We start from the raw sequence: 21505 nt of genomic DNA, 5'->3' as shown, positions 1-21505 counted from the left end.
TTGTGAGCAGTGTGCTACGTGTTATTTGCTCAGTTTGATAGCGCTTGGTTGACGGTATTAATGATACCGTCGGCGTCAAGGCCATGCACTTTGTACATTTCGGTTTGTGTGCCCTGTAAAATGAAGCTATCAGGCAGCCCAAGCATTTTCATCTTAATGGCAATGCCACTTTGCATTAAGTGTTCGGCTACCGCGCTACCGGCTCCGCCCATTATACATCCATCTTCAAGCGTAATAAGCATATCGTGATTTGCAGCGGCTTGTTCCACGGCTTGAGTATCTAATGGTTTTACAAACCGCATATCAATAACGGTTGCATCGAGTTTCTCTGCCGCTTCTAGAGCATAAGGAAGTAGCGTACCAAAATTGAGGATAGCAACACGTTTGTTTGCCTTTTCGCCCGCACTGCGACAGGTACGCGATTGACCTAATGGAATTGCCGTCATTTGTTTATCTGGCAGCACGTTCATGCCAGACCCTCTAGGGTATCTAACCGCAGCCGGTTTTTGTGCAATGTGACCGGTATAGAGCATTTGACGACACTCGTTTTCATCGCTCGGCGCCATAACAATCATGTTTGGAATGCAGCGTAAAAATGCAATATCGAACGCCCCTTGATGCGTCGGGCCATCAGCGCCCACAATACCGGCTCTATCGATGGCGAAAAGAACAGGAAGGTCTTGAAGCGCGACATCATGAATAAGTTGATCGTATGCACGTTGCAAAAAGGTTGAGTAAATAGCGACTACGGCATTAAGCCCTTCTTTTGCTAACCCTGCCGCGAAAGTAACCGCGTGTTGTTCTGCAATGGCAACGTCAAAATACTGTTCAGGGTATTGCTGCGAAAACTTAACCATACCCGAGCCTTCGCGCATGGCGGGGGTTACCGCCATTAGCTTGCTATCTTGCTCGGCCATATCGCATAGCCAATCACCAAAAATTGCTGAAAACGTAGGGGCTGTTGGCTTGGCCTTCGGTAAAGCATTATCCGCAGGGTTAAACTTAGGTACCGCGTGAAATTTTATCGGATCCTCTTCTGCAACCGCGTAGCCTTTGCCTTTTTTGGTAACTACGTGAAGTAACTGAGGCCCTTTGAAATTACGCATGTTTCTGAGTGTGTCGACGACAGCGTTAACATCATGGCCGTCAATAGGGCCAATGTAGTTAAACCCTAGCTCTTCGAAAATCGTGCCGGGTACCACCATACCTTTAAGGTGTTCTTCGGCACGGCTAGCAAATTCTTTGATTGGTGGTACGTTACTTAAAAGCTTTTTACCTCCATCGCGGATTGAGTTGAAAAAGTTACCCGTCAATAAACGCGCAAGATGGCTATTAAGCGCCCCTACATTTTCAGAGATAGACATTTCGTTGTCGTTTAACACGACCACCATATCTTTGTTGATATCACCTGCATGGTTCATGGCTTCAAATGCCATACCTGCGGTCATGGCGCCATCGCCAATAACGGCGACTACTTTGCGACCCGCGTCTTCTATCTCTGCGGCAGCAGCCATACCAAGCGCGGCACTGATGGACGTTGACGAATGGCCTACTGCAAAAGTGTCGTATTCACTCTCAGGCGGCCAAGGAAAGGGGTGCAAACCGTCTTTTTGACGTATGGTAGACATGCGTTGTGCACGGCCGGTCAATATTTTATGTGGATAGGCTTGGTGGCCTACATCCCACATCAACCGGTCAAACGGCGTGTTGTAAATGTAATGCAACGCAACCGTAAGCTCTACGGTGCCAAGCCCTGAAGCAAAATGCCCGCTCGTTTGGCTTACACTGTTAAGTAAGTACTCACGAAGTTCATCCGCCAGCGTTCGCAATTTCTCTTGAGGCAACTGTCTTAATTGTTCCGGCGTTTGCGCATTGGCAAGCGTAGGATAATGTTGGAGATCTAAACTCATTTATTAATTATCTTTTTCAACATGATGGTGGAGCTAGTGGTTACGTTTCACTAATAGCTCACTAAAAGCGACTAAACTGTCGGTATTGTAGGGCAAACAGGCAAGCGCTTGAAGCGCATTTTGGTGTAATGTTGATAACACCTGCTTCGCACCCTCCATACCCAGGGCAGTCGGAAAAGTGTTCTTGCCAAGTTCTTCATCCGAACCGGCTGGCTTTCCTAGTTGCTCACTATTGCCTTCAACGTCCAGAATGTCATCTTGAACCTGAAAAGCAAGCCCCATATCGTCAGCAAAGGCGAGTAACTTAGCTTTGTTGTCCGCCTCTAGACCGTCACAAACTAGTGTAATCATTTCAACACAAGCGCGTAACAACGCCCCAGTTTTTAAATTATGAAGTTCTTTTAACTGTTCGATATCAATAGTGTGGCCAGTACTAGACAAATCAATGGCTTGCCCGCCGCACATGCCGCGGTAGCCAGCGGCTCTTGCGAGTACTGAAATCAGCGCAACCCGTTGCGTTGATGCATAAGCGCTTAGCTCGGCATCTGCTAGCGAAGAAAAGGCAAGCGATTGCAGTGCGTCACCCGCTAAAATAGCCGTGGCCTCATCAAACGCAATATGACAGGTTGGTTGGCCGCGGCGCAGGTCGTCGTCGTCCATCGCCGGTAGATCATCGTGTACAAGCGAGTAGGCATGGATACATTCAATAGCATTGCTAATTGCGACTTGGTCTTTTTTTGGGACATCAAGTAGGTTGCCCACCAGTTGCACAAGCAACGGTCGCATTCGCTTACCGCCGGCTAACAATGCATGTTGCATAGCGGCTCTTAAGCGAGGTGCATGGCCAGGGAGTGTCTCTATCAAAGACAATAAAGATGCATCAGTGTTTTGCTTTATCTGCTGATGCAGTACAGTAAAATTCATACGTTACCTAATGGTTAACAATTCAGTTTAAGGCTGGTTACTTTCAGGAAGTGCAGTAAGCGTTTCTTCACCATTTTCATTAAGTAATATTTTTACTTTTTGTTCTGCTTGCTCTAAACACGCTTGGCCTTGTCTAGATAGTGCTACCCCTCGCTCAAATTTAGCGAGCGCTTCGTTGAGAGGCAGGTCGCCACCTTCCATATCGCTTACAATACCCTCTAATTCACTAAGGGTCTCTTCAAATGAAGGGGAATCTTTTTGGTCGGTCATAATAGCGCCCATTTATAGGAAGTCACAGGTACGCGCACATTAACCGAGGGGCGTGAAAGGGTCAAATGGTTTGTCTTTATGGCCTTCATTAGATCCCATTACACAGGATAAACGCTATAATTTCATCTACGTGAGCATATTTTGGTGCTATATGTGTAACGTACCGTCTTGCATAACGTAATCCGTTGCATGGTTATCATAAAAATATGCTAATTTGTCGGTAACTTGTTATAGAAATTCTATCGTTTGCCGATAGAATTAGCGAAGAGTAATAACACCTACTGCGCAATATGGGGAAGAGTGAGTGGATTTAGCAACCGTCATAGGTATGTTGGGCGCCATCGGTTTCGTGGTTATGGCCATGTTGATGGGCGGCAGTATGAGTATGTTTATCGACGTACCTTCTACGCTGATTGTATTTGGTGGAACATTGTTCGTCGTATTGTCCCAGTTTACATTAGGTCAGTTCTTTAATGCGGGGAAAGTGGCAGGCAAAGCTTTCATGTTCAAAATTGACACCCCAGAAGAACTCATCGAAAAAATTGTAGAGATGGCAGACGCTGCGCGAAAAGGAGGCTTTTTAGCGCTAGAAGAAGCGGAAATTAGCAACCCTTTTATGCAAAAGGGGGTCGATATGCTGGTCGATGGCCACGATATAGAAGTGGTAAGAGAAACCATGGCCAAAGATATTTCGATGACAACTGATAGACATGACTTTGGGATTTCTATCTTCAAAGGTATGGGCGATGTAGCGCCCGCAATGGGAATGATAGGTACACTGATTGGTTTGGTAGCGATGTTGTCGAATATGGATGACCCGAAAGCCATCGGCCCGGCAATGGCCGTTGCACTACTTACTACCTTGTATGGTGCGTTTCTCGCGAACGTCATTTGCCTCCCCATGGCGGTTAAGTTGGCCAACCGTGCGGCAGAAGAAAAGCTTAACCAAAGCTTAGTACTAGATGGAATAGTCGGCATTGCGGATGGTCAAAACCCCCGTGTTATTGAAGGTATTTTGAAAAACTATCTTGCAGCCAGTAAGCGCGGCACTGCAGAGGAAGAGTAATGGCACAAGAAGAATGCCCTAAGTGTCCCCCAGAAGGTCTTCCCGCGTGGATGGGGACCTTTGCGGACCTTATGTCTCTACTGATGTGCTTTTTTGTGTTGCTGCTAGCATTTTCTGAAATGGACGTGCTGAAATTTAAGCAAATAGCAGGTTCAATGAAATTTGCGTTCGGGGTGCAAAACAAAATTGAAGTAAAGGATATTCCTAAGGGTACCAGCGTTATTGCTATGGAGTTTAGGCCTGGTAAGCCCGATCCGACTCCCATTGAAACCATTCAACAGCAAACCATTGAAATGACACAGCAGATGCTAGAGTTTCAAGCCGGTGATGAAGACTCTGCTGGCGGTCGGCAAAAGCAGCGCGGTGAACAACGCGGTGGTCAAGCACAGCAAACGGCAACCGACCAATCATCCTCTGCGTCACAAAGCAGCGACCAGACACAGACCGCAGAAATGATGAAAAAGATTGCTCAGCAATTACAAAAACAGATTTTAGATGGGTCGATTGAAATGGAGTCGCTCGGTCAGCAGATCACCATTCGCATTCGAGAGAACGGCTCGTTTTCGGCAGGCTCTGCGTTTTTACAACCGCAGTTTCAGCCTATCTTGAGAAAAATAGGGACCCTGTTGGCCGATGTGCCTGGTGAAATAGAAATATCGGGTCACAGCGACGGCCAGCATATCGCTAATGAGCTGTATCGGTCGAATTGGGACCTATCTTCTCAACGCGCGGTCGCCGTGGCAGAGGCGATGAGAACAGCGCCAGGCTTTGATGAAAGTCGAATGTCAGTAGTGGGGAAGGCAGATACTAACCCTATTGTTGAAAACGCCGTGCTGCCGGAAGATAGGGCGCGAAACCGTCGTGTTGAGATAAACATTAATCAAGGGAAGCCTATGCTGTCGAAACCTATTTCGGTTGTAGACGAGTAAGGCATCGATACATACCGCTAAGGGCGTTCTACCGATTACCAAAAAATAAAAAAGCGGCTTATGCCGCTTTTTTGTTTTTGATTCTATTTTTTGAGGCGTTATCGCGCTAGTTCAACTCTGTGGTGTGGCTTAGACAGCACAAGTTGAACGGTGCTAATGGTTCTTTCAAGAAACCCACCCTCGCAATACTTTAAGTAGTATGTCCACATGCGGACGAACCTTTCATCATACCCATCCTTTAACAACGCATCTTTCGCGTCGATAAATGCCTCATACCAATGATTAAGCGTTTTAGCATAATCCAACCCGATATCATGAAGGTCTCTTATCATTAAGTTGCTGTAGCGTTTAAGGTGCGAATTCAGCTGGTACTGTGAGGGTAGAAAGCCACCTGGGAAAATGTACTTTTGAATAAAGTCGACACTGCTTGCATAGCTATCATAGCGACGGTCATCAATAGTGATTGATTGCAGCAGCATTAAACCGTCATCTTTTAGCAACGATGAGCATTTATCAAAGAAGTTTCCAAGATACTCTTTACCAACCGCTTCAATCATTTCAATCGAGACAAGCTTGTCATACTTGCCCTCTAACAGACGATAATCACGTTTCAACAGCGTAATTTTGTCGCTAAGGTTTTCTTTTGCTATCCATTCTTGAGCCCAGGCGTGCTGTTCTTCGGAAATGGTTGTCGTAGTCACCTTACAGCCGTAGTGTTTCGCTGCATATACGGCTAAGCCACCCCAACCGGTACCAATCTCCAACAAATGATCAGATTCATTCAGCATTAGTTTGTCGCAAATCGTTTTTAACTTGTGATTTTGTGCTTCATGCAGCGAACTGTTCACATCAGGATAAATGGCCGATGAATACATCATGGTGTTATCAAGAAACCGGGTATATAGCTTGTTGCCTAAATCATAATGCGCTTCGATGTTCTTTTTCGCTTGTTCCGCAGTGTTGCGGCGGGCAAAGTGCTGCACTTTCATGATGGGCATGGTTAGCCATTTAAATTTGTTTTCCCACTCGTCAAGCGTTGGAAGGTTGCGAGCAAAAACCTGCACAACAGCGGTGACATCGTCGCTTGTCCAGTAGCCGTCCATGTACGCTTCACCTGCACCAACGCTACCACCTAGTAATAGAGGTTTATAGGCTTTAGGACTGAGGATGTTAACGGTCGCGCGAAGGCTATCATTTTTGTTACCAAACTGAGCAATAGTGCTACCGTTTTCCTGAATGGTTAATGAGCCCAAGGGCAGACTTTGAAGACACTGCAAAAAAATCTTTCTGCATGTTTTATCTATAAAAGACGCGTCTGAAGTCGAAGTAAGTACAGATTCACCAAAAGACATATTATTATTGTTCCTGACTCTTTTCTGGATGTGAATAAAGGGGCGTTCGCTTTATAAAAAGCTTCAACGCTTGCCAATAAATACCAATCACGGTTTTAATTGTCATACTAGGTATACGTTTAATTGCTTTAGATAGATTCGCATTATCTAACGGTATTCTGGATAAATTTATTCCCGCACTAAATTCTTTATCTTGGCGCACGCAATCCATCACCAATGAAAGTGTGGTACTTGGCTGGGTAATTCGCCACTTATATTGCATATCCATAGGGTTAAAGGGCGATACATGAAACGCTTTTTGTGTGTCTGACTGCGTGTCTAAATCGACTAAGTAATAGTGGCGCTCGTTCCATGGTGTATTACTTACTTCCGCAAGCATATGAGTAAACGTACCATCAGCGCCTTTAAGGTAGTAAAAATTAACCGGACTAAAATAAATTCCCCATGTTCGCAACTGACCAAGCATAAACACATCGCCTTCAAGGCGCGTTTCGCTCAACGTGTTCATCTTCTCAAGTACCGCATCTTCTAACGGCACAGTAGCTGGGCCTAAGTAATCACTGCGCTTAAATTGAGCAGGCCCCCATTTGCCTAACGTAAAGCGATTGACCTGAGACGCAATCGTATTTATGTCGCTAAGTTGTAGCCAAAACAAATTAATGTCGTAGCTAAACTTATGTTGGGTTGGCAAGAAGCGTTCATGGTAAACCTTGCCTTGATAAATGGCACTGTCTGTCACAGCGAAGCTCCAAAACGTTCGCATACATCAAGCGCACTTCTCACGCCATCTTCATGAAATCCGTTGTACCAATATGCGCCGCAGAAATGGAGGCCGTCAACCCCACAAATCTCTTGGCGTCGGTGTTGTGCCTTTACCATAGGGGCGCTGTATTGGGGATGGGAGTAGTTATACTCACCTAAAACCAATGTTTTATCTATTTCAGCGGTATTATTTAAAGTTACACAGTATTCCGTTTTTGCCGTCAGGCACTGAAGAATATTCATGTCGTACGTGACAGAAGCAGGTCGTGATTCTTCTGACGCATCTTCTTTTAGTCGATAATTCCAACTTGCCCATGCAAGGCGGCGTTTAGGTAACTGGCCGATATCTTTGTGCATCACTACGTCGTTAGGCGTGTAGGGAATGGCGCCGAGAATCTCGCGCTGCGTATCGGTTGGATGTGTCAGCATGGCCAGCGCTTGGTCGCTATGACAAGCGAAAATAACTTCGTCGAACGTGTTCTTTTCGCCAGTCGAGTCGGTAACAACCCATTGTTCACCGGTTCGTTCAACGTGTTTTGCACCACAATTTGTTCTAATTTTTTCTTGAAAGCCTTCAATCATCGGATCTATGTACGTACTAGAGCCGCCTTTAATAGTGTACCACTGAGGCCTGTCGGTAATATTCAGTAACCCATGATTATTGAAAAACTGAAGAAAGAAGGTAAGCGGGAACTGTCGAGTTTGTGCCAAGCTTGCCGACCATATTGCCGCACACATAGGTAAAATATAGTACTTAGAAAAGTCTTCACTAAGCTTTAATTCTTCAATAACGTCTTGCAATGTTAACCCTGAGGTATCTTTCTTGTCAGCCACCATTGCTTTACACGCTTTGTTGAATTTCAAAATATCACGAACGATACGCCAAAATTTCGGGCGCAAAAGGTTTCTTCTTTGCGCAAATAAACTATTTAGGTTGTTACCGTTGTACTCAAGATTAGCTTTTTTGCTGGTGACAGAAAAGCTCATCTCAGTAGGTTGATACGCCACACCAAGCTTTTTCATTAATGCGATAAAATTCGGGTAGGTCCAATCGTTAAAAACAATGAACCCAGTGTCTATACGATGTGTTTCACCGCCATCTTCAATAGTCTTTGTGGCCGTGTGGCCACCGATGTAGTCATTTTCTTCAAAAACGGTGATGTCGTTTTCACCGTGTAACAAATGCCCGCACGTTAAACCTGAAATACCGGTTCCAATAATTGCTATTTTTTTTGTCATTATCATTACTTCTCGGTTCGCATACCCAACGACAATTTCTTTTTAAGGCCGTCTGTCAACGTGTTCATGCATCGTAATATGTACCCAAACATCCTTGGGAAATAGATGCTACTTTTACCGCTCTCTATGCCTTTTAGCATCGCCACTGCTGCTTCATCGGCTGTAATCTTCATTGGCATATCGAAATCATTTTTATCCGTCAACGGTGTTTCTACAAACCCTGGCGAGACCGCCTGAACCCTAATTCCCTTATCATGTAAATCCACTTCCAAACTTTTAGTGAAGTAGTGAACCGCGGCTTTGCTTGCGCCATAGGCTTGTGAGCGTGTAAACGGCATTAGCCTTGCCATACTGTCTACTATCACTAGCGAATTACCTTTTTTAAGAGTAGGTAAAACCGCCTCGACACAATGGACAACACCGAAAAAGTTTGGTTCGAAGACGCGTCGGAACATGTCTGATTCAAAACGTTCTAAATCGACATATTCGCATGTTCCTGCATTAAACACATAGTAGTCTGCGTTAACGTCTTTAAGCGCATCGCGCGCGCTCTCTAAAGAGGAGACATCAAAACGAAGCGATTCGATATTGTCTATTTTGCTAAGTTCGTTTAAAGCGTCTTCGTTCCTACCGCATGCGATAACGCGATAGTTATTTTTGGCTGCATGTAATGCCAGCGCTTTACCGATACCTGATGTAGCACCTGTTATTAGTAGAGATTTCATGATGACATACTCTTTTTTATTTTTTTGATAATAAAGCCAAGGACAGGGATATGCTCGTACACCATTTCACCAAGGTCATAATAATCTTTATGGTAGGTAATAATATCGTTCTCGACCTTAAGCTGCGTTGTGCCATCGAGGGTAATGACCTTCTGACCTTTCTTTAAGGTGAGTGTCATTGTCCAGTTGACCACATGTGTGAACGGCGCCTCGGGATCTGACCGCTTCATGTCGGAACACTGTGCGATGGTAGCAATGTCAAACTTGCAACTTTGCGCTTGTGTTAGCAAGTTAGCGAAGTAATGCTGTACATCTGTTAACCCTCTGTGCGTAGTGATAGGGTCGACAAAAACGACATTTTCACCGTAGATGGTAGCAAGGTCGCCTGACGACACCTCGCATAGATCCGTGTAAATTTTACAAAAACGTTCGATTACATTCATAGAACTTTGATTTTTAAACAATCCTTGCTCCTCAACATGCATTAAATTCCTGTCAATTGCTAGCGAAGCCGCGTTTTATTGCCCGTGAACCTCAACCCGTCGTTGTAAATTCTACACGCTCGACCCCGCGCCAACCCACGCGGTGTGAGCATATAAGGTTTTACCTATTGCTTTGTCATGTGGATCAAATCGCACACAGCTAAATATAATGAAGTGTGAAAATTTTTCCGATTCGATCCAATTTACTCACACCTGCGTAATATTTATTGTCTATGAGGATTGTTATTGTATGAGCGAAAATCGTTTTTCTTTATTTCCACTTTCAGCCCATTTGCTCCCTGAGGGTAGGATGGCTTTACGCATTTTTGAGCCAAGATATGTGCGCATGGTGAAAGAGGCATGTGCCGCGGATAAAGGGTTTGTCATGTGTATGCTGAACGCAAAGGGTGACAAGGACAAGAACGAACATATTTTAAAATATGGTACGTTCGCCAAAGTCATCGACTTCGATATGCTTGATGATGGACTGCTTGGCATAAAGGTTGCTGGTATTAATATTGTTGAAGTGTCTTCAATCGAGACAGAGCAAGATGGCCTACGTACAGGTACATGTGAGAACGTAGCCCCGAATCGTTGCGACATTTCTCCAAAACAAATAATGCCTATGGACGAAAGGTTAAAAGAGATTTTTGACCGTTACAGTGAACTTAAGTCGCTTTATGAAGCCCCTAAGTTCGAAGACCCAGAATGGGTGCTTAATCGCTGGCTAGAACTATTGCCAGTTGACGGTGAACAAAAGCAACAATTTATAGCGAATAACGACAGTAAACTGTTACTAAACTACTTGTCAGCCTTAATTCCGTGAGGTTGCCTGCAGCTCTAGTATCGCTTTATTACAAAATCGTAATCAAATTCGTTTAATTCTAGCAATCTCTTTTCGCGATAACGTCGTAGAATAAACTTAAATAACGGAAATGCGGACGAAACCTATGTTAGTTGGAATTCCTTTGGAACAAAGTAATAGCACAGTGAAGCCAAAAGAGTGCGCCACTGAAATGTCAGATTACATTGTGCTAGTAGCTGAAAACCGCTGTAAACGATCGTTTTCCCGAGTATTTAATTATTTTGCACCGCGATTACGTTCATACGCGTTAAAGCAAATGGGAAATGAAGCACTTGCGATGGAATTGGTGCAGGACACCATGTCGAATGTGTGGCAAAAAGCGCATCTGTTTAATTCTGAGAAGGGCTCACCTTCTACATGGATATTTACAATAGCACGCAACATTCGCTTCGATATGCTTCGCAAGCTACAAAACCGAAAAGAAGATGTGTGCTCAGACGATTTGTGGCCAGTATTGTGTGAACAGACTGCGGACGTGAACGAAACCTCGCTAGACGATCAGGTGACGCTCGAACAAATCGGTCACCTTTTTGATGCCCTTCCGCTTAAACAAAAAGCGGTTATTGAGGCGATATATATTGACGGCAAATCGCAACAGGAAGTTGCTGACCAGCTAGCCATTCCTTTAGGTACGGTTAAGTCAAGAACACGTCTTGCTCTTCAACGTTTAAAAGGCATGCTAAACGACAATGATTAGGTTTCACCCAAGCTCTCAGCAAATTTCAGAATTTGTTGAAGGCACGCTATCACCAGCTGTATCACTTTTAGTATCGGCGCACAGCGACATGTGCCCGTCTTGCCAAAAGAGAATTGAGACAGAAACTGAGCGGCTAGCGGATAGTATATTAGAAGACAATACGGCCGCGTCGAGTCAGCCTCAGGGAATGGACGATGCGATGTCATTCGATTCTATGCTTTCATTTATTACTCAAATGCCGGCATCGAATGAAGGTGATATTGTCGTTGCCAAGCGTTCGGCGCGCAAAAGCGTGTCGATAGAGCTTGATGGTCGAAAGTTTGAGTTACCACGAACTCTTCATCGTTACACTGATAATACGGGAAATTGGTCTAGTCTTGTCGGTAAGCTTTGGCAAGCCCCGGTAGAAGTTGGCAACAAAGGTGTTGCGAACTTTATCTTTATGGGGCAAGGCGGAAGTGTACCTGAGCATACTCATCGAGGTAATGAATACACCTTGGTTATTGATGGTGAGTTCTGTGATGGGTTGAACTCTTATGACACGGGCGACTTCATTTATATGGATGGTAACCATACCCATACGCCTCGCGCTGATAAAAGCGAAGGGTGTTTGGTGTTTAGTATCGTAGACCAGCCACTTCACTTTACGTCAGGGTTGGCACGGTTATTAAACCCCTTTAGCCACTTATTTTTCAAATAAAAAAAAGCGCACATTGTGCGCTTTTTTGTTTTCTGTTTACATTAACTAATAAAGTCACTGCTTGGAAAGTTCAGTTTCAGTGTCTTCATCGCGTTATCTTTCAAGTCGTTTAAGCCAAGCTGCTCATAACTAGACACCATAATTTCTAACGCTTGTTGCACCTGAGTGGTATCTGGAAAGTGTTCAATAACATATCTGCCACGATTCGCTGCTGCAACGTAAGCTTGTCTTCTCATATAAAAACGGGCGATGGCAATTTCATAACGAGCCAAACGGTCTTTAATGTGAAGCATTCGCTTCTTGGCATCGGCGGCATATTTGCTGTCTGGGTATTGCTGTATTAAACGTCTGAAATCTTCAAAGGCTTCTCGTGACTGAGAGGGATCTCGGTCGGTTCGGTCTATGTTCATTAACTCTTGGAATAAGTTGCTGTCCGTTTCCATATTAGTCAGCCCACGCATATAGTAGGCATAGTCTACATCGGTGTGGTTAGGGTTTAGACGAACAAACCTATCTATCGTAGCCAGTGTTTCAGATGTTTTGCCTGATTTGTAATAACTATAAATCAGGTCAAGCTGCACTTGGTGGGAAAGGGGCCCGAACGGATACCTAGAATCTAGCGCGCTGAGTGTTTGTGCCGCAGCACTAAAATTGCCAACTTCCATACTCTGTTTTGCTCTATCGTACAGTTGTTGCGCACCCATGTTGGCTAATGCGGCTTTCTCTTCTTTAGAGTCAGAAGAGCTACAACCAGATACAGATACCATGGCTCCAAACAATACAGGGGCCAACAAACGAAGTGATTTCATAATAATTCTTTTTCCTGCTAAACAGTTTTATTGCTCTGCTGTCTACGCTTTGGTGCTTTCATTCGACATGATTACACTATTCTAACGTACTAGTTATAAGAAAAACTATACAAAATAGTAAACAACGCAGTGTACAGCGAGAAAGCTTGTTATAATACCCTTTTTACATGCAATCTTTGGTGTTATGACGCAACCGAGCAACACAATACATTTAGAAGCTTCGACAGAAGCCTCGCATTTTGGTTTACGGTTAGATCAAGTTTTGGCTGATTTGTTCCCTGAATATTCACGTTCTAAGTTAAAAACGTGGATCCAAGAGGGTAATGTCGCCATAAACGGTGAAACTGTGACTATCCCTCGCCATAAAATGCAAATGGAAGAGCATATAACGGTAAATGCCGAAATGGAGATTCAAGTCACGAGTGAAGCGCAAGACATCGCGCTTAATATCGTTTACGAAGATGACCATATTCTTATCATTAATAAGCCCGCCGATTTGGTCGTGCACCCTGGTGCAGGAAATCCTAATGGCACGTTACTTAACGCGCTGCTAAATCATGTACCAGAAATAGACAAGGTGCCCCGCGCAGGGATTGTGCACCGTTTAGATAAAGACACGACAGGCTTAATGGTCGTGGCTAAAACGGTCCCGGCCCAAACCTACCTTGTTGACCAACTTCAACGCCGCGAGATGAGCCGAGAGTATGAAGCGATAGCGTTAGGCACGATGGTGGCGGGTGGTATTGTTGATGAACCTATAGGTCGACATGCAACAAAACGCACTCACATGGCGGTAAGAGAAAATGGCAAACCAGCGATTACCCATTTTCGCGTGATTGAAAAGTTTCGCGCTTATACCCATTTGCGATTGAAGCTAGAGACAGGCCGTACGCATCAAATACGTGTTCATATGGCGCACATCAAGCACCCATTGCTAGGTGATCCGGTATACAGTGGTCGTCCGCGCTTACCAAAAGGTGCGTCAGACGAGTTTGTAACAGTATTGAGGCAATTTCAGCGTCAGGCGCTTCACGCTGCACAGCTTTCATTATTTCACCCTGAGACTGAGGAATGGATGACGTGGAAAGCGCCACTGCCTGAGGACATGCAAAACCTTCTCACGGCAGTAAGACAAGATACAAAGGATAATCCGCCAGACTTACTATGAGTACCGCGCCTCATTTCATCAAACCTTGTTGGTCATTACCGCCTAACGTTGTCGCTTATACGACAACTCGGTTGGGCGGTTATAGCCAATCGCGTTATAAGGGGTTGAATGTTGGAATGCATGTTGGGGACAACACCGATACGGTAAGTAAAAATAGAGCACTATTGCCTGATGACAATAGGGTTTTCTGGCTCAATCAAGTGCATGGTAGTAAAATAGTGCAGCTTGATGACACGGTTCAATCGCTTACTACTCCAGATGCTGACGGCGCGTTTACGCGCTCAGCGAATTACCATTGTGCGGTTATGACGGCAGACTGTTTGCCTGTGTTACTGTGTGACAAAAAGGGTACGCAAGTCGCAGCAGTACATGCCGGTTGGAAAGGGCTCGCGTCGCGTATACTTGAAAATGCAGTAAGGCACTTCAATGCTCCCTTAAGTGAAATCACAGCGTGGATAGGCCCAGCTATTTGCAAAACGTGCTATGAGGTCGACAACGCTCTTATAACGAGATTTGACCAGTACCCCAGTGCAATAACGCCAAGTAAAAACGCAAATAAATATTTGCTCGACCTTCCACATATTGCAACGTTACAGTTAAACGACATTGGGGTAGATAACGTGACACTAAGCCGCCTTTGTACTTACTGTGACAATCACATGTTTTATTCTCACCGTTACGCTACTCACAACGGCCTTACGCCCACAGGGAGAATCGTTAGTGTAATTGGTTTGCGCTAAATCAAACAATTTATACTCTTTTTGCTCTCGCTCTTGAATAGCCATCATTAAGCGCCCATAACTGAAGCATAGGTCATTTGATACTTTCAGGATGTAACCATGCGATTAGACAGATTTACTAGCAAATTTCAGCTTGCGATTTCCGATGCTCAATCACTGGCGCTTGGCCGTGATCACCAATACATTGAACCTGTTCATTTGTTGACCGCTATGCTTAACCAGCAAGGTGGCTCTCTTCGTCCATTGTTAGATCAAGCTAATGTCAATGTGAATGCACTGCGCTCGGCACTAAGTGAAGCCGTAGACCGACTTCCTCGAATAGATGGGATTGGCGGGGACGTACAGCTAAGTAAAGACAGCATTATACTGCTTAATTTGTGTGACAAAATTGCGCAACAACGAAAAGACGATTACATCACATCTGAAATATTTGTTTTGGCAGCGCTGCAAGACAAAGGTCGTTTGGGCGATGTGCTACGCCAGTTAAATGTTAAAAAAGAAACGATTGAACAAGCTATTGATAATATGCGAGGCGGTCAGACTGTTACCGACCCTAACGCAGAAGATGTCAGGCAGGCGTTAGAAAAATTCACGACAGATTTAACCGAACGTGCCGAGCAAGGGAAATTAGACCCTGTTATTGGGCGAGACGATGAAATACGACGCACCGTACAAGTATTGCAACGCAGAACCAAGAATAACCCGGTACTGATCGGTGAGCCCGGTGTGGGTAAAACGGCCATTGTTGAAGGGCTTGCTCAGCGTATTATCAACGGGGAAGTACCCGAAGGACTCAAAAATAAGCGTGTGCTATCGCTTGATATGGGTGCATTGGTCGCAGGCGCAAAATATCGCGGTGAATTTGAAGAGCGTCTTAAAGCGGTATTGAACGAGCTGGCTAAAGAAGAAGGCCGCGTTATTCTGTTTGTCGATGAATTGCATACCATGGTGGGGGCAGGCAAGGGCGAAGGTGCAATGGATGCCGGTAATATGCTTAAACCTGCACTTGCCAGGGGAGAGCTACATTGTGTTGGCGCAACAACGTTAGATGAATACCGTCAGTACATAGAGAAAGACGCTGCACTTGAGCGTCGCTTTCAGAAGGTATTGGTTGAAGAGCCAAGTGTTGAAGATACCATTGCTATCCTGCGCGGCCTTAAGGAACGCTACGAACTTCATCACTCTGTGGATATTACCGACCCTGCAATTGTTGCGGCAGCAACCTTATCGCATCGCTATATTAGCGACAGACAGCTTCCTGACAAAGCCATCGATTTAATCGATGAAGCGGCATCTAGCATTCGCATGCAAATTGATTCAAAGCCTGAAGACATGGACAGGCTTGAGCGTAGGGTAATTCAGCTAAAGCTTGAAGAACAAGCATTGGCGAAAGAAACCGATGATGCAAGCCATAAACGTTTGGAAATGATAGAGCTAGAGCGCGAGCAAGCAGAAAGTAAATATGCTGAGCTTGAAACAGTATGGCTAGCTGAAAAGGATGCGATGCAAGGTACGCAAACGATTAAGTCTAAGCTTGAGCAAGCAAAACTTGATTTAGAAATTGCTCGCAGGGCGTCCGATTTGAACCGTATGTCAGAATTGCAGTACGGGCGTATACCAGAGTTAGAAGCCAAGCTAGAGCAGGCTGCCGAAAAGGAAACCGTTGAAACTAACCTGGTTAAAAACAAAGTCACGGATAGCGAAATTGCCGATGTGCTATCTCGTTGGACAGGTATTCCTGTCGCGCGCATGCTTGAAGGCGAGCGTGAGAAATTGCTTAGAATGGAAGATGTGCTGCATAAACGTGTTGTCGGACAACAAGAAGCGGTTAATGCGGTGTCGAATGCGATAAGGCGGTCAAGAGCAGGGCTTGCAGACCCTAATCGTCCTATCGGTTCATTCTTGTTCTTAGGCCCAACCGGGGTGGGTAAAACCGAGCTATGCAAAGCATTGGCGGGTTTCATGTTCGATACAGAAGATGCCATGATTCGAATAGACATGTCTGAATTTATGGAAAAGCACTCTGTTGCACGTTTAGTCGGAGCACCTCCTGGTTATGTTGGTTACGAAGAGGGGGGGTACCTTACCGAGGCGGTGTGCAGAAAACCCTATTCGGTTATCTTGCTTGATGAGGTTGAAAAGGCTCACCCTGACGTATTTAATATTCTGCTTCAGGTGCTTGATGACGGCCGTTTAACTGACGGGCAGGGGCGTACGGTAGATTTCAAAAACACTGTTGTAATAATGACGTCTAACTTGGGCTCAGACATCATTCAAGACAAGCATGGTGAAAGCCAGTACGAAGAAATGAAAGGGATGGTCATGAATGTTGTTGGTCAACACTTTAGACCTGAGTTTATCAATCGTGTCGACGATATCGTGGTGTTCCACCCATTAGGCAAAGAACAAATTAAGTCTATTGCAAAGATTCAATTGGCAACATTACGGGCGCGTTTGGTAGACAAAGGCTACAAGCTTACGCTTTCAGCTGCCGCAATGGATAAAATTGCGGAAGCAGGCTTCGACCCGGTGTTTGGTGCAAGGCCGCTTAAGCGTGCCATCCAAGTTCAGATAGAAAATCCATTGGCACAAAAGCTGTTAGCGGGCGATTTACTGCCTGAATCTACTATTCGCATTGACGTAGATAACGACCAATTATTCATCGTGAATCAATAATACTTACAGCCGTAACTGGTCAATAAAAAGGCGGTCTTTACAGGGTAAAGCCGCCTTTTTTGTATAAGCGTTGCTATCAAAGAGTGTCTAACAACGCCTGCGCTTTAGGACGCATAAAGAAAGGTCGTTCAACGTTGACCGCAAACGTAAGTTCGCTCTTGGCTTCCTCTATTCTGCCGAGTTTAGAAAGCGTGTAGCCAAGGTGGTATCGGATGTTCGGGTTTTGTGCATCACGAGCAAACGCGTCGCGTAGCATTTGAAGGCTACCCTCGTAATCACCATCAAGGGCTTTAATCCACCCTAACGTGTCTAATATGCGAGATGCATTGGGCTGCGCTTGGTAAGCGCGTTCGGCGTAACGTCGTGCGTCAACTAACGACGTGTCGATATGCATAAGCGCCAACCGGTTCAAGGCTTCAGACGGATTAAGTAGATTAGGATCCTCTATAAGCGATTCATAGAGCGTTATAGACTCTTCGAATTCCCTTATAAAAAAGAGATATTGCGCTAATAAGTTTTTAGCCAGTATGTTCTCTTCACTCTGCCTTACTAAAGACCGCGCAGTGTTTAGAAACGTATCAACAAATTCTTCATTCAACGCATAGTTGTAGAGTGCAACCAGTGATTGGGCAAATCCAGGTTCAATATCGAGCGACTTTTTAAATGCATCAACAGCGCTTTCATCCGCTGACTTACTCGCGAACACTCTTCCTGTTAAGAACCAATACAACGGCGTTTGCTGTTGCGATTTGGTTAACGTATTAAGTACACGCTCTGCCGCTGGTGCTTTTTCTACATCGAGTAACAAGCTAGCGTAACGAAACGCGACAAACGGTGACTTATTTGAAATGGCATAAGCTTGTTGCATCGCTTCAAGTGCAGCATCTTGTTTATCTATTCTGCGCAGTAAATCACTGTAAGTGATAAGTTTGCTTGGCGCATCGTTAACAAAATTACCTGCAACGCTTAGCACCTTTTCAGCATCGTCTTGTTTATTAGCGTTAATTAGCAAAGCGGCTTTACGCAACAAGTAATCGCTGTTATCAAACTCGTCCTTCAACAACAAATCAAGGTGATACAGCGCACTCTTAATATTGCCTTGCTGTTGATATAACGCTGACACACGTTCTCTGGCTGTCTTGTTTTTCGGGTTTAGCGTAAGAATGTCTAAATATATTTGTTTCGCGGTGTCTATGTCGCCCTGTTTAGTGAGGTTAAATGCTTTTAGCATCAAAGTTTCATTATGCTGTGGCGATAACGCAAGTAACTCTTCTACCAGTACCGCAGAGCGTGGTTCATTCCCCAGCCGACTTTCTGTAGCGGCTAAGTTAAACTTTGCAGGAAATAACGTAGGGTTAATTGCGAGTGCTTGTTCTATGTTTACTTTTGCTTCTTCAAGCTTGCCCTGACGGATTAAGATACCCGCTTTTAGGTTAAATACCTCAGCCTCTTCGGGGAATATCACCGCCAGTTTATCTGCGCCGGTAATGGCTTTATCGAAACGCCCCCCCTGAAGGTTCATCAAGGCATAGGTAAATAGAAAGCCTGCGTTGTCTTCATAGTTAGGTAAGTTATTGTCGAGTATAGACAACGCTTCGTCTTGCTTGCCGCGTGCGGCCATCAGCTTAATTTTAAATAGCTGAAGTTTGCCCGTGTCGGGATACTTTTGTTCTAGCGTTTGCAGAAGTCGTTCGGCCTTGAACGCTTTATTTTCTCTAATAAATAAGTCGCCAAGCATTAACGCCGAATCGACGTCTTCCATTAAAGCATCTTGATAACGCTCTAAGAGAAGTAATGCTTGTTTATCTTGTTGCGTTGCCATGTAAACCTGCGAAAGCATTAGCACTGCTTGCAGATCATCAGGCTGCTGTTGAACATAGGTATTGAAATCTTTTGCCGCACTTTCCATATTGTTATTGAAGAAATTCGTGAGGCCGCTGATGTATAACAACATTGGTTGCGAGGTGATCAAGTCTGGATCAAGTTGCGCCATGAAGTCGTTTAATTCTTTAAGCTTCTCGTTATCAATTGCCTCTTCACCGTCTCGACTCGATAGCCAGCTGTCTAACAAAATGGCCAGCGGATCGTTAGGTGTATCTTCAATAATTTCATCAACAAACAGTTTTGCCGTGTCGTAATCTTTTGCTTCAAGATAAAGGTCGACTAAGTTTCTCAGTGCTATTGGGTCATCACGATTAAAGCTAAGGGCCTTTTGCAGGTGTGCGGTTGCGCCTTCCTTGTCACCGTTTCGGTAAGCAAGTTGTCCTTTCAATCGCCATGTTATGGCATTTTCAGGTTCAATTGACATGGCTTGGTCAATAAGGGCTGACGCGTTACGCAACTCTTCGTTTTGCAAAGCAATGGATGCAAGGCCGTTAATAGCTGGAACAAATTGTGGCCATCTGGCCACAATGGCGTTGTAGTCGTTTAACGCGCATGCCGCATCTTCAAGGCGGATACAGGCAGTGGCTCTAATTAATAGCCACTCTCGTTCGGCATTGCCAGAGAGCTTATCAACATCTGAAAACGCGATAATGTCTTCGTACTGATTAAGGAAAAGCCATGTGTTTCCTAATGGCTCTGCTAGCAAGTTTACATCTGCACCCATTTCAAGCGCTTCGAGAAACTCTAACTCTGCGGCAGTTAAGTAACCATTAATAAGAAGGATTTCACCCATTAGAAGTTTTGCTGCCAGGTTTTCTGGGTCTTTTTGTAAACTGTTTTTAAGGTGGATATAAGCTTCGTCGTATGTATTATTCTTAAAAGCTGTGAGGGCTTTCTCATAATCTTCAGATGTCGTTGCAGCACTATTAAAAGCGACGAGCGATGACAGTGCAGCAAAAAAGAAGGTGCGTTTTAAAAAGCGTTTTTTAGGGGTGACAGCGTCCATAATTACCTTAAGGGTTTCTAGCAACAGCTTACAATAAGCATAAAAAAAGGTGGCCAAAGCCACCTTCTAAAGATACGTGTTTTCTAACTGTTTTTAAACAATTAAACGCTACGTTTACGTCTCCACGCTAACATACCAAGGCCTAAGCCCATAAGCGCAAGCATACCTGGCTCACTGACTTCGGTTGAAGGTGTAGTTTTGCTAATAGAGATGTCTAATGTTGAAAGTTTGAGACCCACGCCATCGCCTGATGTGCTACCTACACTATCAAAAATGCTGTTGTAAGCACCCACTAACCAGTATTTTGCCTTACCAGTGATATTTGTGAAGCTAGATTCGTAGAGACCATTGCTGCCTTTCGAACCAACACCAAAATGCCCAAGCGTTCCAGAAATTATATCGCCTTTTACATTCTGCCATGTAGCGCTTGTGCCAGAAAAGAAAGAATTAATATTATCTATACCAGCTACCGTGACTTCTTTGTTGCCGTTATCACCGTGCATCCAACTAAATCCGGCACCCTTTAGGGTAACTGCTTCGCTGAATGTGAAAAGGAACATATCGAAGTCACCGCCGCCAGAAAAGTTATCTGCTGAGTGGCTATCGCCAGACACATCATTTTCTATCCCGTAGCCGTACTTTCTATTTTGGTTCGTACACCCTGTTTCATCAAACTGGCAGTTATACCAGCCTTTTATGACGCCCGAACCTAAAATGTTATCATTGGTTCCTTCGTTATCAGACCAGCCAGAAAAGCCCATCGAAATTGAAACGCCATCAATATCAACAGTCGTTCCTTGTGCGCTAGGGGTTGAAGTATGCGATATGTTATCGTTTTTCAACGACACAGTTGCTTCATGTAAACTTGTATCGGCAAAAACATTAGCTGCCGCGATTAAAGCGATGCTTGAAACAATAGACTTAACTACATTCATTAATACGGTACCAGAAGTAAGGATTGTAAATATTACATACCTCTTAGCATTTACCGTGCCACCATTTACAGTGTTGATTCTAAAGAGTTTTTGGGTTTTTTGTTTTTCATTTCCAGCACGGTGTAAAAAAAATTGACAGGTCGTACCTGTCAATTTTAATCTTTGGTCTATATTTATAGGTTATGGCGTTTTCGTCGCCACATCACAAGCAATCCTGATGCTAGAAGCAGCCCGGCGGCGCCTGGCTCGCTCACCGCTGTGGTTTCTGGGGGAGGGGTGTTGTCATCTATCGAAAAGCCAATACTGGTAAGTTTAAAGGCGTCATCGTTAGACGAACCGCCAATGTTTCTAAACACCGTATTATAG

At 44.6% G+C, this 21505-nt stretch carries 20 protein-coding genes (1 of these 20 only partly in view); 8 read left to right on the top strand and 12 right to left on the bottom strand.

All coding sequences use genetic code 11. From position 1 onward, the window contains the following. Positions 1-29 precede the first annotated feature (29 nt). The 3 genes from dxs to xseB are packed head-to-tail and all read right to left on the bottom strand — an operon-like array spanning position 30 to position 3104. Positions 30-1910 (bottom strand): 1-deoxy-D-xylulose-5-phosphate synthase, encoded by a 1881-nt coding sequence (gene dxs, locus ACOJRU_RS11635; RefSeq protein WP_421131911.1) that lies wholly within the window; start codon positions 1908-1910, stop codon positions 30-32. A gap of 33 nt (positions 1911-1943) precedes the next feature. Then, on the bottom strand, positions 1944-2834 hold the full coding sequence (locus ACOJRU_RS11630) for a farnesyl diphosphate synthase (RefSeq protein WP_421131910.1): 891 nt from the start codon (positions 2832-2834) through the stop codon (positions 1944-1946). A gap of 27 nt (positions 2835-2861) precedes the next feature. Next, a complete protein-coding gene (xseB, locus tag ACOJRU_RS11625; RefSeq protein ID WP_421131909.1) occupies positions 2862-3104 on the bottom strand; it encodes an exodeoxyribonuclease VII small subunit in 243 nt (80 codons plus the stop codon). A gap of 304 nt (positions 3105-3408) precedes the next feature. Here xseB and pomA point away from each other — a divergent pair, with 304 nt between their 5' ends. After that, positions 3409-4170 (top strand): flagellar motor protein PomA, encoded by a 762-nt coding sequence (gene pomA, locus ACOJRU_RS11620; protein ID WP_421131908.1) that lies wholly within the window; start codon positions 3409-3411, stop codon positions 4168-4170. After that, the gene (locus ACOJRU_RS11615; protein ID WP_421131907.1) at positions 4170-5099 is read left to right on the top strand and encodes a flagellar motor protein MotB; all 930 of its coding nucleotides are present in this window, start codon (positions 4170-4172) and stop codon (positions 5097-5099) included. Before pomA ends, ACOJRU_RS11615 begins: the two co-directional genes overlap by 1 nt. A gap of 98 nt (positions 5100-5197) precedes the next feature. Here ACOJRU_RS11615 and ACOJRU_RS11610 read toward each other — a convergent pair whose 3' ends face one another. Genes ACOJRU_RS11610 through ACOJRU_RS11590 form a run of 5 tightly spaced genes read right to left on the bottom strand, consistent with a single transcriptional unit; the run spans position 5198 to position 9641 of the window. Next, positions 5198-6451, bottom strand: coding sequence for a class I SAM-dependent methyltransferase (locus tag ACOJRU_RS11610; protein ID WP_421131906.1), 1254 nt, complete (start codon positions 6449-6451; stop codon positions 5198-5200). Positions 6452-6455: 4 nt separating this feature from the next. Then, positions 6456-7190 (bottom strand): DUF1365 domain-containing protein, encoded by a 735-nt coding sequence (locus ACOJRU_RS11605; RefSeq protein ID WP_421131905.1) that lies wholly within the window; start codon positions 7188-7190, stop codon positions 6456-6458. Further along, entirely contained in the window at positions 7187-8452 is a 1266-nt protein-coding gene (locus ACOJRU_RS11600) for an NAD(P)/FAD-dependent oxidoreductase (RefSeq protein WP_421131904.1), read from the bottom strand. The genes ACOJRU_RS11605 and ACOJRU_RS11600 overlap by 4 nt, the downstream gene beginning before the upstream one ends. 5 nt (positions 8453-8457) lie before the next feature. Further along, positions 8458-9177 carry an SDR family NAD(P)-dependent oxidoreductase gene (locus ACOJRU_RS11595; RefSeq protein WP_421131903.1) on the bottom strand — a complete coding sequence of 240 codons (720 nt, stop codon included), beginning with the start codon at positions 9175-9177 and terminating at the stop codon, positions 8458-8460. Next, a complete protein-coding gene (locus ACOJRU_RS11590) occupies positions 9174-9641 on the bottom strand; it encodes a nuclear transport factor 2 family protein (protein ID WP_421131902.1) in 468 nt (155 codons plus the stop codon). Before ACOJRU_RS11590 ends, ACOJRU_RS11595 begins: the two co-directional genes overlap by 4 nt. 268 nt (positions 9642-9909) lie before the next feature. On the opposite strand from ACOJRU_RS11590, the gene ACOJRU_RS11585 reads away from it, so the two are divergent. The 3 genes from ACOJRU_RS11585 (at position 9910) to ACOJRU_RS11575 (ending at position 11921) form a co-directional block, all read left to right on the top strand. Beyond that, a complete protein-coding gene (locus ACOJRU_RS11585) occupies positions 9910-10485 on the top strand; it encodes an LON peptidase substrate-binding domain-containing protein (protein ID WP_421131901.1) in 576 nt (191 codons plus the stop codon). 124 nt (positions 10486-10609) lie between these two features. After that, the gene (locus ACOJRU_RS11580) at positions 10610-11221 is read left to right on the top strand and encodes a sigma-70 family RNA polymerase sigma factor (protein WP_421131900.1); all 612 of its coding nucleotides are present in this window, start codon (positions 10610-10612) and stop codon (positions 11219-11221) included. After that, the gene (locus ACOJRU_RS11575; RefSeq protein ID WP_421131899.1) at positions 11214-11921 is read left to right on the top strand and encodes a ChrR family anti-sigma-E factor; all 708 of its coding nucleotides are present in this window, start codon (positions 11214-11216) and stop codon (positions 11919-11921) included. The genes ACOJRU_RS11580 and ACOJRU_RS11575 overlap by 8 nt, the downstream gene beginning before the upstream one ends. A gap of 41 nt (positions 11922-11962) precedes the next feature. On the opposite strand, the gene ACOJRU_RS11570 is transcribed toward ACOJRU_RS11575, so the two are convergent. Continuing rightward, positions 11963-12730, bottom strand: a complete 768-nt coding sequence (locus ACOJRU_RS11570; RefSeq protein WP_421131898.1) for an outer membrane protein assembly factor BamD — start codon at positions 12728-12730, stop codon at positions 11963-11965. A 184-nt stretch (positions 12731-12914) separates the two neighbouring features. On the opposite strand from ACOJRU_RS11570, the gene rluD reads away from it, so the two are divergent. The 3 genes from rluD to clpB all read left to right on the top strand — a co-directional run bounded on the left by rluD (position 12915) and on the right by clpB (position 17314). Beyond that, complete coding sequence (gene rluD, locus ACOJRU_RS11565) at positions 12915-13898, top strand: 23S rRNA pseudouridine(1911/1915/1917) synthase RluD (RefSeq protein ID WP_421131897.1); 984 nt, start codon at positions 12915-12917, stop codon at positions 13896-13898. Next, complete coding sequence (gene pgeF / locus ACOJRU_RS11560; protein WP_421131896.1) at positions 13895-14638, top strand: peptidoglycan editing factor PgeF; 744 nt, start codon at positions 13895-13897, stop codon at positions 14636-14638. The genes rluD and pgeF overlap by 4 nt, the downstream gene beginning before the upstream one ends. Positions 14639-14737: 99 nt before the next feature. Continuing rightward, positions 14738-17314: an ATP-dependent chaperone ClpB gene (gene clpB, locus ACOJRU_RS11555; protein WP_421131895.1), complete on the top strand. Its 2577-nt coding sequence runs from the start codon at positions 14738-14740 to the stop codon at positions 17312-17314. A gap of 76 nt (positions 17315-17390) precedes the next feature. Here clpB and prsT read toward each other — a convergent pair whose 3' ends face one another. The 3 genes from prsT to xdp1 (ACOJRU_RS11540) form a co-directional block, all read right to left on the bottom strand. Then, positions 17391-20204 carry an XrtA/PEP-CTERM system TPR-repeat protein PrsT gene (prsT, locus tag ACOJRU_RS11550; protein ID WP_421131894.1) on the bottom strand — a complete coding sequence of 938 codons (2814 nt, stop codon included), beginning with the start codon at positions 20202-20204 and terminating at the stop codon, positions 17391-17393. Positions 20205-20305: 101 nt separating this feature from the next. Beyond that, the gene (gene xdp1 / locus ACOJRU_RS11545; protein ID WP_421131893.1) at positions 20306-21139 is read right to left on the bottom strand and encodes an exosortase-dependent surface protein XDP1; all 834 of its coding nucleotides are present in this window, start codon (positions 21137-21139) and stop codon (positions 20306-20308) included. A gap of 173 nt (positions 21140-21312) precedes the next feature. Continuing rightward, a protein-coding gene (xdp1, locus tag ACOJRU_RS11540) for an exosortase-dependent surface protein XDP1 (RefSeq protein WP_421131892.1) crosses the window boundary here: on the bottom strand, positions 21313-21505 show its end. 692 nt of this gene lie beyond the right edge of the window; 193 of the gene's 885 nt are visible here — the last part of the coding sequence; the start codon falls outside the window, past its right edge; its stop codon occupies positions 21313-21315.

Source organism: Alteromonas algae (genome assembly GCF_049117195.1).
GTDB lineage: Bacteria > Pseudomonadota > Gammaproteobacteria > Enterobacterales > Alteromonadaceae > Alteromonas.
This window is presented reverse-complemented; position numbering and strand designations above follow the sequence as displayed.

Bases quoted from the DNA above. Each gene is read 5' to 3' on its own strand.
- ACOJRU_RS11600 (WP_421131904.1), bottom strand. From the start codon at position 8,452: ATGACAAAAAAAATAGCAATTATTGGAACCGGTATTTCAGGTTTAACG.
- xseB (WP_421131909.1), bottom strand. From the start codon at position 3,104: ATGACCGACCAAAAAGATTCCCCTTCATTTGAAGAGACCCTTAGTGAA.
- ACOJRU_RS11615 (WP_421131907.1), top strand. From the start codon at position 4,170: ATGGCACAAGAAGAATGCCCTAAGTGTCCCCCAGAAGGTCTTCCCGCG.
- ACOJRU_RS11595 (WP_421131903.1), bottom strand. From the start codon at position 9,177: ATGAAATCTCTACTAATAACAGGTGCTACATCAGGTATCGGTAAAGCG.
- prsT (WP_421131894.1), bottom strand. From the start codon at position 20,204: ATGGACGCTGTCACCCCTAAAAAACGCTTTTTAAAACGCACCTTCTTT.
- pgeF (WP_421131896.1), top strand. From the start codon at position 13,895: ATGAGTACCGCGCCTCATTTCATCAAACCTTGTTGGTCATTACCGCCT.
- dxs (WP_421131911.1), bottom strand. From the start codon at position 1,910: ATGAGTTTAGATCTCCAACATTATCCTACGCTTGCCAATGCGCAAACG.
- ACOJRU_RS11570 (WP_421131898.1), bottom strand. From the start codon at position 12,730: ATGAAATCACTTCGTTTGTTGGCCCCTGTATTGTTTGGAGCCATGGTA.
- ACOJRU_RS11580 (WP_421131900.1), top strand. From the start codon at position 10,610: ATGTTAGTTGGAATTCCTTTGGAACAAAGTAATAGCACAGTGAAGCCA.
- ACOJRU_RS11575 (WP_421131899.1), top strand. From the start codon at position 11,214: ATGATTAGGTTTCACCCAAGCTCTCAGCAAATTTCAGAATTTGTTGAA.
- ACOJRU_RS11630 (WP_421131910.1), bottom strand. From the start codon at position 2,834: ATGAATTTTACTGTACTGCATCAGCAGATAAAGCAAAACACTGATGCA.
- xdp1 (WP_421131893.1), bottom strand. From the start codon at position 21,139: ATGAATGTAGTTAAGTCTATTGTTTCAAGCATCGCTTTAATCGCGGCA.
- rluD (WP_421131897.1), top strand. From the start codon at position 12,915: ATGACGCAACCGAGCAACACAATACATTTAGAAGCTTCGACAGAAGCC.
- ACOJRU_RS11610 (WP_421131906.1), bottom strand. From the start codon at position 6,451: ATGTCTTTTGGTGAATCTGTACTTACTTCGACTTCAGACGCGTCTTTT.
- clpB (WP_421131895.1), top strand. From the start codon at position 14,738: ATGCGATTAGACAGATTTACTAGCAAATTTCAGCTTGCGATTTCCGAT.
- ACOJRU_RS11585 (WP_421131901.1), top strand. From the start codon at position 9,910: ATGAGCGAAAATCGTTTTTCTTTATTTCCACTTTCAGCCCATTTGCTC.